Here is a 14,402-nt window from a genome sequence, read left to right as displayed (position 1 = left end):
CCTCCGCTGGTTCGAATTGCAGGCCGTCACAAGATCAAAAGCATTTTGTTCATCGAAGTCATCTCCTGTTGCGTTTGTGCTTTTTAGGGTAAGATCCCTGATCGTTGTCCTGCAATTGAACGTGGTTTAATCTAAAAGTGTCTCTGTAGTGAGCGTAAAGCCTTCGATTACGACGTCTTCGTCCACTTCAATCATGATACACCGTCTGCCTTGATGATTCACCTGCTTCACATACCTCAGATCTTGCGGGCTAACCGTAATCGTGGCAACCTTGGTTTCAATCTTGATGGACTTGGACGTAAACTTGGGCATAACACTGGTCGCTTTCATTTCATAATTCTTGTTATCCACGATGGTCTCGAAGGCACGTTCCACTTTCTCTGTCGTCAGATCCTCTACACCGCTTGCGGTCAGTACACGTTCCAGATCTTTATAATCCAGCTTCGGCGGTTCTTCCTCATGGGACTCTTCGTTAATTTCGATGACTCGGTTGATCTCCTCGTATACATGTGCAATTGTCGCTGAATCAAGCTGTTCACCGGCCACTTCCTTCACGATATCTTCGAAGATCGCCCGTTCTTCCAGTGCGGTTACGGATCTTTCTCCATTCAATACATTTTCAACAAAATGCGGATCCGGGAAATTGGATTTCCCTGTGCAATATAGTACACGATTCACATCGGAGTAGTTATCCGTCACGCTAGGGTACAGGAACCCTTGCTCTGGCGTGCTTAATTTGATAATCGGATCGACAATAACGTTGTATTTGAATTCTCTCTCCACGTAATCAAACAAGAGCGTTTTCCGCTGCTTCTCCGTGGAATTCACACTGCACAGGATGAACGGATGGGCGAACACTTCATTCTTCTCGCTCTCTTCCGTAGCTTCGTTTCTAGCCTTGGTCGGCAGATAGTACTGTCCACGCACGAACGTAGCCACCATATCCCGCTCGTACTTGGCATCCACCAACATTCGATCCACGAGCAGCAGCATCAGATCCTGCCATTCATCCGGATCACCTGTAACCAGAGCCTGGTGAAGCAGCACCTGGGCCGGGTCCTCCGCCGCTTCCTGGAACTTCAATTCAAACAACTTCTGATCCAGATCACCTGTCAGTAGCTTTTTGAAATTGCCCATGTAGAGTTCCTGCTTCTCTCTGTCCACCAGTTCGAACGGGTGACGCTCCCAGTGATAGACTTCATTCGTTTCCTTCGTAATGTACACGTTGAGAATATCGTAAATATTCAGTAGATCATGATCGAGTTTAAACTGCTTGCGTATATGCGCGACTTCTTTTTTATTCATATTGGTTTGGCAACTCCTTAGATATGTTTCTGGCTTTATAAGTATAAAGGATCGACAGAAAATTTGTTGACTATCTTGTTGCTTGACGATGACGGGATTTCAGTTACCCAATACTTGAAATTCACAACACAAAAAGGGAGGCACTCTCTACATATACGAGCACCTCCTGTATGTGTTACATCTCCTGATGTTCTTAACGAATAACGCGGTTCCTATCTAACACCTTACATATTTACGTTTGAACCCCGTCCGTCCTTTATCCACTGCCTGTTGGATATTCTCAGAGGCATTGAGCAGCTTGCTCTTCGGCTTGTCCTTGTTCACCTCGACAGGGCCAACGGCCTTGGCTGTCTCCACCGCCTGATCGTGCAAAGGTTGATACGATGTTGCAACGGTATACAGGAAGTTGTTCATCGAATATTTCGTTCGTTCCGGAGATTCGTGAATAGTATTTTTCACCTGTTCCAGCATATCCATCAGTTTATTCTCGGAAAACTCAGCATCCTTGCTGCTGCCCAGCAGCCAGCAATAACAGCTCCATCCCGCTGACATCTTCAGCTCATCACCACTTGCAATCCACGCATCAGCGACCTCTTGCGCAATATCTGTCTCGGACAATGTCACAGCAACGATGTAGTCGGAGATCATGTAAAAATAAGCGGCATCGATCCAACGATCGAAATCGGCTGGCGTCATCACTTTGGGATCGGCAATTACACCTGCAAAGTACATCGCATCATAATTCCCCGTCGTATATAGTTGCTCGGCCAAAGGTTGATCCTTTTTGATTCGTTTCGCGATTGGTTTCATCGCCCCGGTTGCCACGCCAAAGAGCGGCTCATGCGCACCGTTGGAGATATAGATTTTTTTCGTCCGTTCTTTACCCAGTGCTTCAAGCTCTTGCATCACTTCATCCCGATTCATTACACAACACTCCAAATCTTATAAAATTTTATCAAAAACGGATGGGAAAATCGCATATGATCCAACTCGAACCATCCTACCGTTTGCAAAATCATTCCGATAAGATTGTTACCTTTAGCATAGAGTATTATCACCGATCATAGCATCCATGCACTTGTTTCGCACAGATACCCGAAAGAACTAACTTCTTCGCAGGCAAGCATTTCTCCTTTTTTTGAATATCCAGACAACATTCTGAATAACAGCCATCCGAGTCTGATCGGGAGAGATGATTACCTCTGTACAGCAGAACAACATATGTCCATGTCCAAGCAACGTCAAACTATGGCAGGAAAGATCGCTCATCGTTTATGTTCAGTCTAGTGTTGTAATCAACAAGAGGAAGGATGCGAGATCATGAGCAGCAATCAAATGTTAGGCTTTGCCCCTGCTCTAGGCTGGAATTCATGGAATACCTTTACGTGGGATATTAACGAACAATTAATTCGGGATGTCGCTGATGTATTCATATCGGAAGGTTATCTGGCTGCTGGCTACGAGTATATCGTAATCGATGATTGCTGGAGCCTGAAGGAACGGGACGCGAGCGGCAATCTGGTGGTTGATCCGGAGAAATTCCCGAGCGGTATGAGAGCGCTTTCCGACTATATCCATAGTAAAGGACTCAAGTTCGGCATGTATTCATGCGTGGGTACGCATACTTGTGCCGGGTATCCAGGCAGTTTTGAGCATGAATTCCAGGATGCAGCCCTTTTTGCCGAATGGGGCGTTGATTATTTGAAGTATGATTACTGCTTCAAGCCACGTCATATTTCAGGCGAACTACTCTACAAACGGATGAGCCTGGCCCTCAAAAACTGCGGACGCGATATCCTGTTCTCGGCCTGCAACTGGGGAGCCGACGACGTATATGACTGGATTCGGGAATCGGGTGCTCATATGTACCGCTCTACCGAAGATATCCGTGACAATTGGGATTCGGTGAAATCGCTCGCCCTTTCGCAGCTTGGCAAACAAAGCTACACTGGCTCTTTCTGCCATAACGACATGGATATGCTGATCGTTGGTATGTATGGCGGGAGCAACAACGACTTTATTGGCAGTATCGGCGGATGCAGCGACATCGAATATAAAACCCACTTCTCACTCTGGTCCATGATGGGTTCCCCATTAATGATCGGATGCGACGTGCGCAAGGCTAACCAGATCACAAAAGATATTCTGCTCAATCCTGACCTGCTTGCCATCAACCAGGATGTAGAAGCGCGTGGAGCTTACCGTATTAAACCGGAGCCGCAATGGTTCCACACAGATGATGTATTTATGCTCGTAAAACTACTGACGGACGGCGATCTGGCTATTGGTTTCTTCAATCTCAGCGACAGCCAGCGGGAATTGTCTTTGCAGTTCTGGGATATGGGTCTGCCATACGCTGCCGGTTACGCTCTCTCGCTGTATGACTGCTGGGAACATAAGGAACTAGGCGTGTTCCGTGAACGCTTCGCTCCCGTTGTCGCAGCACATGATTGTCTCGTTGTGCGAGCCAAACTGGTGAAATAGATGAGTCAACATCGCCTGTGCACCACCTGCCAGGTTCCGCTCTCTTCGGACGATGTGGGCATCTACCTCAAATTGATCTCACGCTCTGCCCAGCAGTATCTGTGCATCGATTGTCTCGGAGTGAAGTTGAACTGTGGACGCGAGCCTATTGAGAAGCTGATCCGTTATTTCCGAGAGTCAGGGAACTGCGCCCTGTTCCGTTAACTTAACGTTATGCCTTTGTGTGGTGCAGCATCATGTAAGCTGTTGGCGTGTATGATGTTGCTTTCTTGAATGCTTTGGAAAAATATAACGGATCATTATAGCCCACGGAATAAGCTACCGATTGAATCGGCAGGCCCGACGCCTTCAGCAGTTCACAGGCACGCTGGATTCTGCAGGATGTAATATACTCCAAAACAGATTTGCCGGTTGATCCCTTAAACAGACGAAACAGATAGCTACGCTCCAGATTGACTGCCTTTACAATCTCTGTGACGGTCAATGTCGGCTTCCAGTAGTTCTGCTCGATGTACTTTCTCACCAGCCAGACATAATCCTTGGTGTCCACCTGCGACTCCTTCGGATAATATTCCATATAATAGGAAAGTAGCAGACGCAAACGGGCATCTGCCCGCAGCAATTCATAGGATGATGCACCCGCGTTCCAGGCAAGGTGAAAAAACGGTTGCAGCGTCTCCGGTGAGATCGTGACCACGGGTTGTGCCTCCGAAAGCTGCGTCAGCCCCAACAACCGCCCAGCGTCCTCACCGTTAAACTCCACCCAGACGTACTCCCATGGATCCTGCGGGTCTGGATAATAGTAGATCTCCTTTTGTGGAAATATGATAAAGCTTTCCCCTGTAACCAGCCGAAAAACGCGGCCGCCCGTCTCCAGCGTCCCTTGACCGCGGATAATGTAGTGCAGCGCATAAACGTCACGTACTCCTGGCCCCCATTGGTGAGGGTTGGCTGGCTTGTGACCGCCGCTGATAAAATACAAATTACTGGCTCTACTGCTCTCATGCCAAATCGGATTCACCTTGATTCCCCCATTTCTATAGCTGTCCAGTTCTGGTGTTCGGTTTATCTTATAATATCGTTGATCAGATATTCGGTAACGCTTACACGCTAAATCCAGAGAGGAGCATGTTGTGATGCTTAGAATGGTTACGGTAGAACATGGACAAGTGCAAGGACTGCCCGCGGCGGACCCGCGGATTACCAGCTTCAAGGGAATTCCTTTTGCCGCACCTCCTGTAGGTGAGAATCGCTGGCGAGCTCCGCAACCGCAGTCAAACTGGGAAGGTGTACTGCAAGCTTTTGATTTTGCCCCCATCTCCATGCAAGCTCCAACAGTCATCGATGATAACAATATCTATACCCGCGAATGGGCTGTCGATCCCGATCTGCCCATGGACGAGGATTGTCTGTATCTAAATGTCTGGACACCCGCCAAGCGTACGGATGAGAAGCTGCCTGTCTTTGTCTGGTATTTTGGTGGGGGCCTACAGGTCGGCCATACGGCCGAAATGGAATTTGATGGTGAGCGAATCGCTCGTAGAGGTATTGTCGTCGTGACAATTAATTATCGCTTGAATGCCTTCGGCTTCCTGTGTCATCCCGAGATTAGTGCCGAGTCTCCCCATGCACCTGCCAACTTTGGTCATCTCGATCAGCAAGCAGGTACCCAGTGGGTCAAACGCAACATTGCCGCTTTTGGCGGTGATCCAGACCAGATCACGATCGGCGGACAGTCGGCAGGCGGAGGAAGTGTACTCAGCCAGATGACCTCTCCGCAAAATAAAGGCTTGTTCCAGCGAGCCGTCATTATGAGCGGTATGGCTACCGAGTTGTACCCGGAGGTCCACGTGCCTTCTGTCCGTTCCACACTAAGGGATGCAGAGCAGGCAGGGGTTGAATTTTTTCAATTCCTGGGCGTATCTTCCTTGGCTGAGGCGAGACAATTGGATGCTGGATATCTCCGTGACAAAGCACTGGAATACAAAGGCTTCTGGGGGACAATCATCGACGAACAATTCTGTGCAGGCGATCCGTTTACCCGATTTATTCAGCAGGAGCGCGAGTCAATTCCTGTAATGCTGGGGCATACGTCTTCTGAATTTTGGACCCGTCCCGCCGCAACCAATCTGGAAGGACTGAAGCAGATGGCTACGGAGCTTTTCGGCGAGGATGCTTCTGACTTTTTGCAGCTATGCGAGGCCAATACTGGCCAAATCGAGCATGCTCTGCAACAAGCATCAGTCCGCATGATCCAACATGCCATTCTGCTCGCCATCCGGGCAAATAGCGCTCATCCGTCTAAGAGACCTCTCTACTATTATAACTTCGACGCCGAGATTCCGGGCTGGGACCAGCCGGGCACCTTCCACTCGGTCGATCTGTGGTTCTTCTTCGAAACACTCGCCAAATGCTGGCGCCCCTTCGAAGGCAAGCATTATGATCTGGCCCGACAGATGTGCAATTATGTGTCCAATTTTATTGCTACAGGTGACCCGAACGGTTCAGACTCCAACGGAAAAACGATGCCTCATTGGATTCCGTGTACTACGGAACAGCCGTATCTCATGGAATTTGGCGATCAGTCTCAATTACAGCAGGCTGAGCCCGGACCGATGCTCTCGTTTCTAATTGAACAATATTTCAAGAGACAACCTGTTGTTTAAAACATGAAGCCCCTCTCACCATATCTGTAAGAGCCATGCTGACGCATGGCTCTATTTACAATGGAGATAGTTAAGCCTGTGTTTCATTCGTCTACTTAAGTGCCTTCCCCACATGAATGATATACGCCACTTCACCATCTGGAGGAACTTTTATAAATAATGATTATTGTTTATCGAACCTGCGGTTATCTATGTGAGTACCCTAGCAAAATTATACACCTCATATATATGAACAAGATACTTTGTATGTAATTGATTCTAGAGGGACTGGGTTCAAGGTTTATCCACGCTGCATAAAAATAAAAATGACTCGAAGGCACACTAACGGCCCTACGAGTCATTCCTTTTAATTCAAGATGGTATGATTACAATTTAGTTGTTCCAGTATTGCTTGGCAATCTTCTGCCCCTGATCGATCTTCGCCCATTGCTGAGCTTCACTTAATTCGTTACCACCATCGCAGGATGCAAAGCCGCATTGGTGAGACAACAGCAGCCGATCCTTATCGATAATTTTGGATGCTTCGTCCAGCAAACGGACAACGCGCGCTTCATCATCGAGTGTGCTCGTTTTGGATGACAGCAGACCCAGTACAATTTCCGTATCAGGTCTGTCCTTGAACACTTCCAGAGCTTCAATTGAACCTGCACGATCATCATCCCACTCCAGGAAGAAACGATCATACTTCAATTGCTTCAGGAACAGATTCGCAATTTTGGCATACGATCCACCGCCCATGTTGCGGGAATCATAATTGCCGCGGCAGTTATGTGTCCACATTTTCAAGCCCAGGCTATGACCGTAGTCAATTACTGTATTATTAATATCAATGAATTCGGTAGCGAGACCCTTTACTTCATCTTGATTAATATTTTCCCCTGTAAAAGGAGAGTTCGGGTTGTCGTCTGCAAACAGCTCCCACAAACAATCATCGAATTGCAGGATTTTGCCGCCCACCGCAGCGAATTCCTTCACAAAATCTTTATAGGCACTCACAAGACCCGCTTTGAGCTCCTGTATGTTCTGATATACAGCATCCATTCCGCCAATGTTATCCGACCAGGAAAGTTCACCGAAGATATGGGATGGGGACGGTACGCAAAGTTTCGTTTGCTGGTCCCCAGCTGTGTCTTGCAGTTGTTTGAACAGTTGAATAAAGTGATGATTCTTGCCGCTCAATTCGCCCGTGATGCGCAGTCCAATGTCTTTGCGTGTTTCATACTTTGAAGTTCCGTCCACATCTCTGAAAAAATAACCATGATCCGCGATGTAACGTTTCACGCCGCCAAATCCCCATACAAAGTCTAGATGCCACATCGATTTGGAAAATTCGCCATCGGTAACAACGGACAAGTTATGTTCGATTTCCTTTGCAACAACTTGTTTAATTGCCTCAGTCTCGCACTTCTCATATCCATCGTAGTTTTCATAGAATGGATATTGGATATCGTCATTATGTTCAATTTGCGTTTTATATTTCAGCAGCTCTTCTGGCCGCAATAAACTTCCTACGATCTGGAACTTATCAGTCATGTAAAAAACCCCCTCGTTGTATGCAATTATCATATCATGCCAAGAGCAGTTAGAAGGGATACTTAAAAACCATAACTGGTTATAGCTAAAAGCTATAACCATCAACAAAAACCTTTCTCATATATGTTGCTTAGCATAAAAAAAGTAGACTATCCCTTTTACAGAAGGTGTCGTCTACTTGCTCGTATATTCACTTGTTAAGCTAATTTCAGTAGAAAGTTACTGGAACACAGTATGCCTCTATCCATGAGAGTGATTGAACTTCACAACGTGCTTCGTCGTAATTCATAGAAATACTGCACGGCTGGGTGCTTTAACTTGATCTGCTCGGACATGTTCAGAATTCGCTTTTTGCCAACTCGTCTATCCATTAAAGCCAGAATATTAAACAAGATATCCTTGCTCTCCAGATTATCCTCTATAGAAGTAGATAAATACGTCGTAGCTGCAACCGTAAAATTCAATTTACTTAATGCGGCCTGTGCCAACAAAAGTTCTTTGGCATGTACAGAGAGTTTTCTGCTTCTTGCCATGACTTGAAGGCGATCCTCGGGAACGGGTCCTTTGGCCTCTTTTCGGATAGCTTCAATCTCTTCATGGTTGACAGGAATGATGATCTCAGGATCATTCTTGATCTCCTGCTCTGTCTGATACCATCGTATTGAGGTTGTGGCATCACTCATATTGAGTACATTCTTTTTATCTACAGTAATATAACAATTTCCAGACTTATCAGGTGAATACCGATAGCTGGTTGCACGGTACTCCACTCTCCCAATTAACGCCGGACTAAGGAAACTCTCCAGTTGTTGCTTCAATTTGCTCCAGGACATAGCTCCTCCTATTTTCAAAAGCCTACCGCACGAATTGCGGCGATCATTTTTCAGTTATCTTTTTTCAACCCATCTCCAATATGAACACTCATCTAAAATTATAACACAGCCAAACTGAGCAACTATCATGTTGATTTGGAAGCAGACCCTTTGCTCCCTTTGTTCGTTTAATTAGACGGTTGAATCCAGTCATTGGTTTTAAATTCCTTCATGTGATAAACTTGCAGAAAATTATCTTTCTATCAATCTGTCATTGTCTATCATTACGAAAATATGATGTTATTCAGAAGGAGAGGGATATTTTAGTGGCTAAGAAAAAGACAACCTTACCTGCCCATATGGAGCAACTTATTAAAAATAATGATATCTCTGCTGTAAAAGATGTCTTTGAGCAATGTGAATGGGATGCCTCCGGGGGCTACAGTAAAGGTACAGCTCTCAGCTTTCGGCAAATTTCGGATGAATTAGTCCGTTGGCTGGTGGAGCAAGGAGCCGACATTAATGCACATGACAAATATCAACGCACGCCTTTACATGCCCATGCCTCACACTGGTCAGGAAATGTACCCCTGTTCCTTGAATTAGGTGCGGATCTGGACGCTGTGGATTACCAAAATGAAACTCCGTTACATGCAGCGGTCAATGGGTACAGAACCAAAGTAGTTCAAGAGTTGGTAAACCATGGCGCAACTATTAACGTAGAAAATAAACAGGGAAATACGCCATTAGCTAAGGGGTTAGCCAATTGCAGGAATAGCGATATAGTCAACCTGGCAGAGATTACTGCAATTCTGCTGGATGCCGGAGCATCGGTCACCCCGGAAATGAAAGAGTCTGTGAAGCGGATCGGTAAGGATTTTGAATTCGTCCGTGAGAAGTTCAATAAGGACAATGTAGATGAAGTTTCAGAAGCGCTGAACAAACTGTACCAGTTATTTGATGTCGAGCCGGTAGCGAATCGGATCATGCACGATGGGACTGCCCCCATTCAGGTAAAGGCAACCACTTGGACCAAACAGCACCAAGAGCTGTGGGAATATCTCATCCCGGCCCAGGGACATGCGCAGACGGTGCAGGGAGAGGTCATTCGCATCACAGGACGTGTGTCCCATGAAGTATTGGATAATGGCGGTGGAAACTGGGATGCGGAGTATCGCAAGATGCTGGATGCACTGATTCGTCACCTGAGCACTGGTGCGCCACTCGCCCCGGCCCTGCTCCAAGAGGCAGCAGACTTGGTCAGCAAACTTCACAATGGATACGATTTTGATGCGCCTGCCAGATTATCCGAATTAGCAGTATTATGGGTGCTTGCCAATCCTCAGCCGGTGGCTATGGAGAAGCCGGAGTATACGCGTTAAACAGCAAAGCAAAAAAAAGAAGCGGAAGAGTTGCCGCTTCTTTTTTTGCTATTAATCTACCTGAATCATACTCCGTATCCATGATTACGTCTTAATCTACTCCACCTGTTCATTACTTTCAAACTCATCGAGTAATTCACGTACTTTAGAAGTGGTTTTGGCGTTCATCAAGCTGTTTCTCAGCTCACTAGCACCACGGAAGCCACGAACATAGATTTTGAAAAACCGGGCCAGCGGGCTGAACGAACGCAGTTCAAGCTCGGAATATTGATCATGGAGATCCAAATGCAGCCGCATTAGATGAAGGAACTCTTCTGTGTTATGCTCCCTTGGCTCCTTCTCAAAAGCAAATGGATTCTGGAAAATACCGCGTCCAATCATAATACCATCCACACCATATTGCTCAGCGAGTCTGAGTCCTGTCTCACGGTCAGGAATATCCCCATTAATCGTCAGCAGTGTATTAGGAGCTATCTCATCACGAAGCTTCTTAATCTCCGGAATCAGTTCCCAGTGAGCATCTACTTTGCTCATTTCTTCTCTTGTCCGCAGGTGAATGGACAGATTCACAATGTCCTGTTGCAAGATATGGGTCAACCAGTCGCGCCATTCGTCTACAGCTGTGAAACCAAGCCTTGTTTTTACACTGACGGGCAGTCCGCCGGCTTTCGCTGCTTGAATGATATCGGCTGCAATTTCGGGACGACAGATCAGTCCGCTTCCTTTTCCATTCTCCGCTACATTGGCTACCGGACAACCCATATTGATATCAATCCCTTTAAAGCCTTCTTTCGCCATACCAATGCTCATCTCGCGGAAAAACTCCGGTTTATCTCCCCAGATATGCGCCACAATCGGCTGTTCATCTGCTGTAAACGTCAAACGCCCGCGCACACTATGGTGCCCCTCCGGGTGACAATAACTCTCTGTGTTCGCAAACTCCGTAAAAAACACATCCGGTCTTCCCGCTTCACTTACGACATGCCGAAACACAACATCCGTCACATCTTCCATCGGTGCCAGTACAAAAAATGGGCGTGGCAAATCAAGCCAAAAGTTTTCCTTTGTCATCTCAAAAGCTCCTCTATACATACCAGGACAGTCTTTGTCCTCATTAATAGTAAAAAATCGTAACTCATGCATCTGCATGCTTACCATCTACACTAGCATTAGCAGTTTCGTTGCAATTTACATTTTGGTGCCCTTGCTTATTCACTTATACCATGCAAATGAACTTCGTTCAAACATCAGTATCTGTTATTACTTCCATTAGATCATCAGATTATTGAAAGTTCGTTGAATCCCGAATTGCCCTTTCCCGATTTTAACACGTCTTGATTTGATTTTCAGAACAGTTACTCTTGCCGAACTGGAAAAGCTCCTCTAAAATGAAGCTCGGCAGGCTTTTAACCTGCGAATTGAGATTTGGAGGAGCCTGAATTAAACATGGAAATTTCACTGGATATGATCAAGGATAAAGTCGAATGCTTGCAGGCTTATGACTTCCGCGAACTAGAACGAGCCATCGAAGAACGAATCGGAATGAACAAAGCATTGCTACTGCGGGTGAAGCAAGTTCAGCATCAAGTGACGTTTGACCCTTTTCGCAACAAAATGTTATATAGTGCAGTCATACATTTTGCCGTAGATTGATGGACTAGAGTAGGGAATATGCGATTTCGCAAAAAGGAAATGGGCAGGTTATCCAATAGATAACCTGCCCAGCCAAAGCAACATGTAGCTAACCAATGCTCGCTGTTTCAGTTAATAAGCGGGAATACATCATGAGTGCATTGTTCTCTGTGATGAATTCATCTCTAATCAGTTCATCCTTCTGATTGAAAACCTGCCGATGACTCACATTTCTCCTCACGTAACCTCCCCAATGCTGGCCAGCTGGACAGAAGTACACTTCTCGCTCAGTTCAAAAGTAAACTTCCATTTTGGATACAAGCGATACACATGATCCGTTCTAGATTTCTCCAATCCATAGTATACAAACGATCATAATTCGGGATAAAGTTAACTTGATTGGTCGGAGTAAGGGGATGGAGCACACCTCTAAGGTATAATTTGAAATTGTTTTTTACATAGTGAAGCTTTCATAGGAATAGACCGGGTATAATGAAGTCAAATGACAGTTCAGCATGATCTTATTATCATAATGAAGGAGGAGCATCCGTGGCATTTATTCCGTTAAACTGTCCCAATTGCAACGGAAGAATTGAATACAAGGAGGATGAAGTTTTAAAGTGTCCCTATTGTGAAACAGAGCTTTTATTGAAACAAAATCATGTCTACTATGTGGATCAGACCATTAATCATTACCACGGGACAGTTCCTGAGGCTACGCCGAAGCCGTCCGTCTCCGTCTCCATCCCCCTAAGGCTGGTATTGATCCTGCTGCTCGTCATATCAGGCGCCATCGGTACTTATTTTTATTACAGCGTCAGCTCCACTCATCCAAAAACAGAAGCCAATCTGCCTGTGCGGAAGATGCCTGAAAGCGAGGTTCTACTCTCCTTTTTGCGGGATATCTTCGATAAAGGATCTGCCTTGCCGACAGAGGAGGAATTGGCTCGCCTGCGCTATTTGACCGTAGAGTATTCGGATAATGACCAATGGCAGTTTACCTACAGCTTCTCCGATCCCTTCAGCGATGAACAGGCCGAGAAGATCACTTATATTACTCAGGACAAGAAACTGAATACCCAGAAGATCGATCAGCGAGATTTTGAAGCTTTTAAGGGACTGACGGCATTGGACCTGACGAATAACTATGAAATCTCCCAGACGGACCAAACCACTTTGGCCCATATGCCCGGATTAAAAAGTTATGGAGGCGCTTTTAACGAATCCTTCAGTACATTTTCGGGCTACTTCGGTGACAAGTCTAAAATTACGGAGCTTTCTACCCAGCTTCGCAGCAATCAGGAATTAGCCTTACTTCTGGAATTCCCCAATCTGAACTCTTTGTCCATTACCTATGTGGATGAGTCCGTAACAGATTTTTATCTATTGAACAAGCTGCCGCTCAAATCCCTGTCGCTCACCTATGTAAATGAACTGGGATGGTTGTCGTCCATGACCGGGCTGTCATCCTTGTCCATTCATTACAGTGAAGCCACAGACCTACAGCCGCTGTATGCCTTAACCCAGCTTCAGGAGCTTCAGCTTTCCTATTTAACCAACGTAAAGTCCATCGACTTTGTGCAAAATATGCCTGCTCTACAAACGCTAGATATCGAAAATGTAAACTTCTCCAGTCTGGAGCGCTTGACCGGCAAAAACTCTATTACTACGCTGCGCCTGGCTTCTCTAAGTCAGCTTGGCTCGGTAAAGGCCATAAACAGTCTGTCTTCTCTACGGGAATTAACGTTGTCCGGTTACTACGAGAAAGCAGAAGCGCTGACATTGCCTAATGCAGGGCGGGTGGAAATCCCAGGTTCCTTTCTCTTTGGGCTGAAGGCACCTGCTGTAACTAGCCTGACGCTCCGAGGCGGAAGCGGAGAGTTGAATATGGCTGCTCTGGCGAAATTCCCGAAACTGGAGCAACTGTCCCTTTGGGAAATCAGTGAAATAACCCGTCTTGGCGCCCTGGACGGCTTGCCACGCCTACAGACTCTGAAAATTTACGACTCGTCACTGTACAAGGAAAGCGATGCTTTATTTCGTTTGAAGCAGGTGAAATCTCTGGTGTGCTCCGAATGCAGGCTGGATTTTGAACAAAAGGGTGCCGCAACGAACAGCGTGCTTGAACATTTGACCTTAGAGCAGCCATATTTCAGCATAAACAACACCTCAGTTACTGAAGTTGACCAGATGATGCCTTACTTTGCCAAAATGTCCGCTCTACGTTCCTTCACTCTGCAAGACAGCAATTTGGCTTCTCTCGAATTTATGAGTAACTGGCAGGCTATAGAAGAGCTTCATCTCGAGAACAATGCCATTTCCAATATCGAGACCCTAAGCCGACTTCCTAATCTGCAAAAGGTATTTCTAGCCGGCAATTCCGTGCAAAACAAGTCCATAGTTGGTGCGGGCGTGCACGTATATTAATGGCCGCCTGGGATGATGGGGGAGTTTTACACTACTGTAATTAATGAAGTAAAGAGGAGCGAAGGCTCCTCTTTACTATTTTCGCTAATACATCTGTATGATCAGTTTGTATGACACAGATTGAAACAAAGACAAGAAGGGGTTCGAGAATCATGTATCAA

At 46.1% G+C, this 14,402-nt stretch carries 13 protein-coding genes; 6 read left to right on the top strand and 7 right to left on the bottom strand.

What is annotated here, in order from left to right; translation table 11 throughout:
- Positions 1 to 126: 126 nt before the first annotated feature.
- Together WFI24_RS28685 and WFI24_RS28680 are read right to left on the bottom strand one after the other, a co-directional pair.
- Positions 127 to 1,305, bottom strand: a complete 1,179-nt coding sequence (locus WFI24_RS28685) for a DUF4317 domain-containing protein (protein WP_145326230.1) — start codon at positions 1,303 to 1,305, stop codon at positions 127 to 129.
- A gap of 216 nt (positions 1,306 to 1,521) precedes the next feature.
- On the bottom strand, positions 1,522 to 2,229 hold the full coding sequence (locus WFI24_RS28680; protein WP_336765336.1) for a DNA alkylation repair protein: 708 nt from the start codon (positions 2,227 to 2,229) through the stop codon (positions 1,522 to 1,524).
- 396 nt (positions 2,230 to 2,625) lie between these two features.
- Here WFI24_RS28680 and WFI24_RS28675 point away from each other — a divergent pair, with 396 nt between their 5' ends.
- Complete coding sequence (locus WFI24_RS28675) at positions 2,626 to 3,789, top strand: glycoside hydrolase family 27 protein (protein WP_336765335.1); 1,164 nt, start codon at positions 2,626 to 2,628, stop codon at positions 3,787 to 3,789.
- Positions 3,790 to 3,993 carry a hypothetical protein gene (locus WFI24_RS28670; RefSeq protein ID WP_145326223.1) on the top strand — a complete coding sequence of 68 codons (204 nt, stop codon included), beginning with the start codon at positions 3,790 to 3,792 and terminating at the stop codon, positions 3,991 to 3,993.
- A gap of 7 nt (positions 3,994 to 4,000) precedes the next feature.
- Here the strand turns inward: WFI24_RS28670 and WFI24_RS28665 are convergent, their stop codons facing one another.
- Positions 4,001 to 4,810: an AraC family transcriptional regulator gene (locus WFI24_RS28665; RefSeq protein ID WP_336765334.1), complete on the bottom strand. Its 810-nt coding sequence runs from the start codon at positions 4,808 to 4,810 to the stop codon at positions 4,001 to 4,003.
- 115 nt (positions 4,811 to 4,925) lie between these two features.
- Between WFI24_RS28665 and WFI24_RS28660 the strand changes: the two genes are divergently transcribed.
- Positions 4,926 to 6,455 (top strand): carboxylesterase/lipase family protein, encoded by a 1,530-nt coding sequence (locus tag WFI24_RS28660; protein WP_336765333.1) that lies wholly within the window; start codon positions 4,926 to 4,928, stop codon positions 6,453 to 6,455.
- Between the two features lie 372 nt (positions 6,456 to 6,827).
- On the opposite strand, the gene WFI24_RS28655 is transcribed toward WFI24_RS28660, so the two are convergent.
- On the bottom strand, positions 6,828 to 7,988 hold the full coding sequence (locus WFI24_RS28655; protein ID WP_336765332.1) for a 5-methyltetrahydropteroyltriglutamate--homocysteine methyltransferase: 1,161 nt from the start codon (positions 7,986 to 7,988) through the stop codon (positions 6,828 to 6,830).
- Between the two features lie 263 nt (positions 7,989 to 8,251).
- Complete coding sequence (locus tag WFI24_RS28650; protein WP_336765331.1) at positions 8,252 to 8,821, bottom strand: SF0329 family protein; 570 nt, start codon at positions 8,819 to 8,821, stop codon at positions 8,252 to 8,254.
- A 305-nt stretch (positions 8,822 to 9,126) separates the two neighbouring features.
- Between WFI24_RS28650 and WFI24_RS28645 the strand changes: the two genes are divergently transcribed.
- On the top strand, positions 9,127 to 10,182 hold the full coding sequence (locus WFI24_RS28645; RefSeq protein WP_336765330.1) for an ankyrin repeat domain-containing protein: 1,056 nt from the start codon (positions 9,127 to 9,129) through the stop codon (positions 10,180 to 10,182).
- Positions 10,183 to 10,278: 96 nt separating this feature from the next.
- On the opposite strand, the gene WFI24_RS28640 is transcribed toward WFI24_RS28645, so the two are convergent.
- On the bottom strand, positions 10,279 to 11,253 hold the full coding sequence (locus tag WFI24_RS28640) for a tRNA dihydrouridine synthase (protein WP_336765329.1): 975 nt from the start codon (positions 11,251 to 11,253) through the stop codon (positions 10,279 to 10,281).
- A gap of 375 nt (positions 11,254 to 11,628) precedes the next feature.
- Here WFI24_RS28640 and WFI24_RS28635 point away from each other — a divergent pair, with 375 nt between their 5' ends.
- Entirely contained in the window at positions 11,629 to 11,835 is a 207-nt protein-coding gene (locus WFI24_RS28635; RefSeq protein ID WP_145326210.1) for a DUF2536 family protein, read from the top strand.
- 88 nt (positions 11,836 to 11,923) lie between these two features.
- Here the strand turns inward: WFI24_RS28635 and WFI24_RS28630 are convergent, their stop codons facing one another.
- Positions 11,924 to 12,055 carry a hypothetical protein gene (locus tag WFI24_RS28630; RefSeq protein WP_336765328.1) on the bottom strand — a complete coding sequence of 44 codons (132 nt, stop codon included), beginning with the start codon at positions 12,053 to 12,055 and terminating at the stop codon, positions 11,924 to 11,926.
- Positions 12,056 to 12,363: 308 nt separating this feature from the next.
- Here WFI24_RS28630 and WFI24_RS28625 point away from each other — a divergent pair, with 308 nt between their 5' ends.
- Positions 12,364 to 14,241, top strand: coding sequence for a leucine-rich repeat domain-containing protein (locus WFI24_RS28625; RefSeq protein ID WP_336765327.1), 1,878 nt, complete (start codon positions 12,364 to 12,366; stop codon positions 14,239 to 14,241).
- Positions 14,242 to 14,402: the final 161 nt, after the last annotated feature.

The organism is Paenibacillus sp. USHLN196 (assembly GCF_037144955.1).
Classification (GTDB): Bacteria; Bacillota; Bacilli; order Paenibacillales; family Paenibacillaceae; genus Paenibacillus; species Paenibacillus xylanexedens_C.
This window is presented reverse-complemented; position numbering and strand designations above follow the sequence as displayed.

Bases quoted from the DNA above. Each gene is read 5' to 3' on its own strand.
- WFI24_RS28685 (WP_145326230.1), bottom strand. From the start codon at position 1,305: ATGAATAAAAAAGAAGTCGCGCATATACGCAAGCAGTTTAAACTCGAT.
- WFI24_RS28680 (WP_336765336.1), bottom strand. From the start codon at position 2,229: ATGAATCGGGATGAAGTGATGCAAGAGCTTGAAGCACTGGGTAAAGAA.
- WFI24_RS28675 (WP_336765335.1), top strand. From the start codon at position 2,626: ATGAGCAGCAATCAAATGTTAGGCTTTGCCCCTGCTCTAGGCTGGAAT.
- WFI24_RS28670 (WP_145326223.1), top strand. From the start codon at position 3,790: ATGAGTCAACATCGCCTGTGCACCACCTGCCAGGTTCCGCTCTCTTCG.
- WFI24_RS28660 (WP_336765333.1), top strand. From the start codon at position 4,926: ATGCTTAGAATGGTTACGGTAGAACATGGACAAGTGCAAGGACTGCCC.
- WFI24_RS28655 (WP_336765332.1), bottom strand. From the start codon at position 7,988: ATGACTGATAAGTTCCAGATCGTAGGAAGTTTATTGCGGCCAGAAGAG.
- WFI24_RS28650 (WP_336765331.1), bottom strand. From the start codon at position 8,821: ATGTCCTGGAGCAAATTGAAGCAACAACTGGAGAGTTTCCTTAGTCCG.
- WFI24_RS28640 (WP_336765329.1), bottom strand. From the start codon at position 11,253: ATGACAAAGGAAAACTTTTGGCTTGATTTGCCACGCCCATTTTTTGTA.
- WFI24_RS28635 (WP_145326210.1), top strand. From the start codon at position 11,629: ATGGAAATTTCACTGGATATGATCAAGGATAAAGTCGAATGCTTGCAG.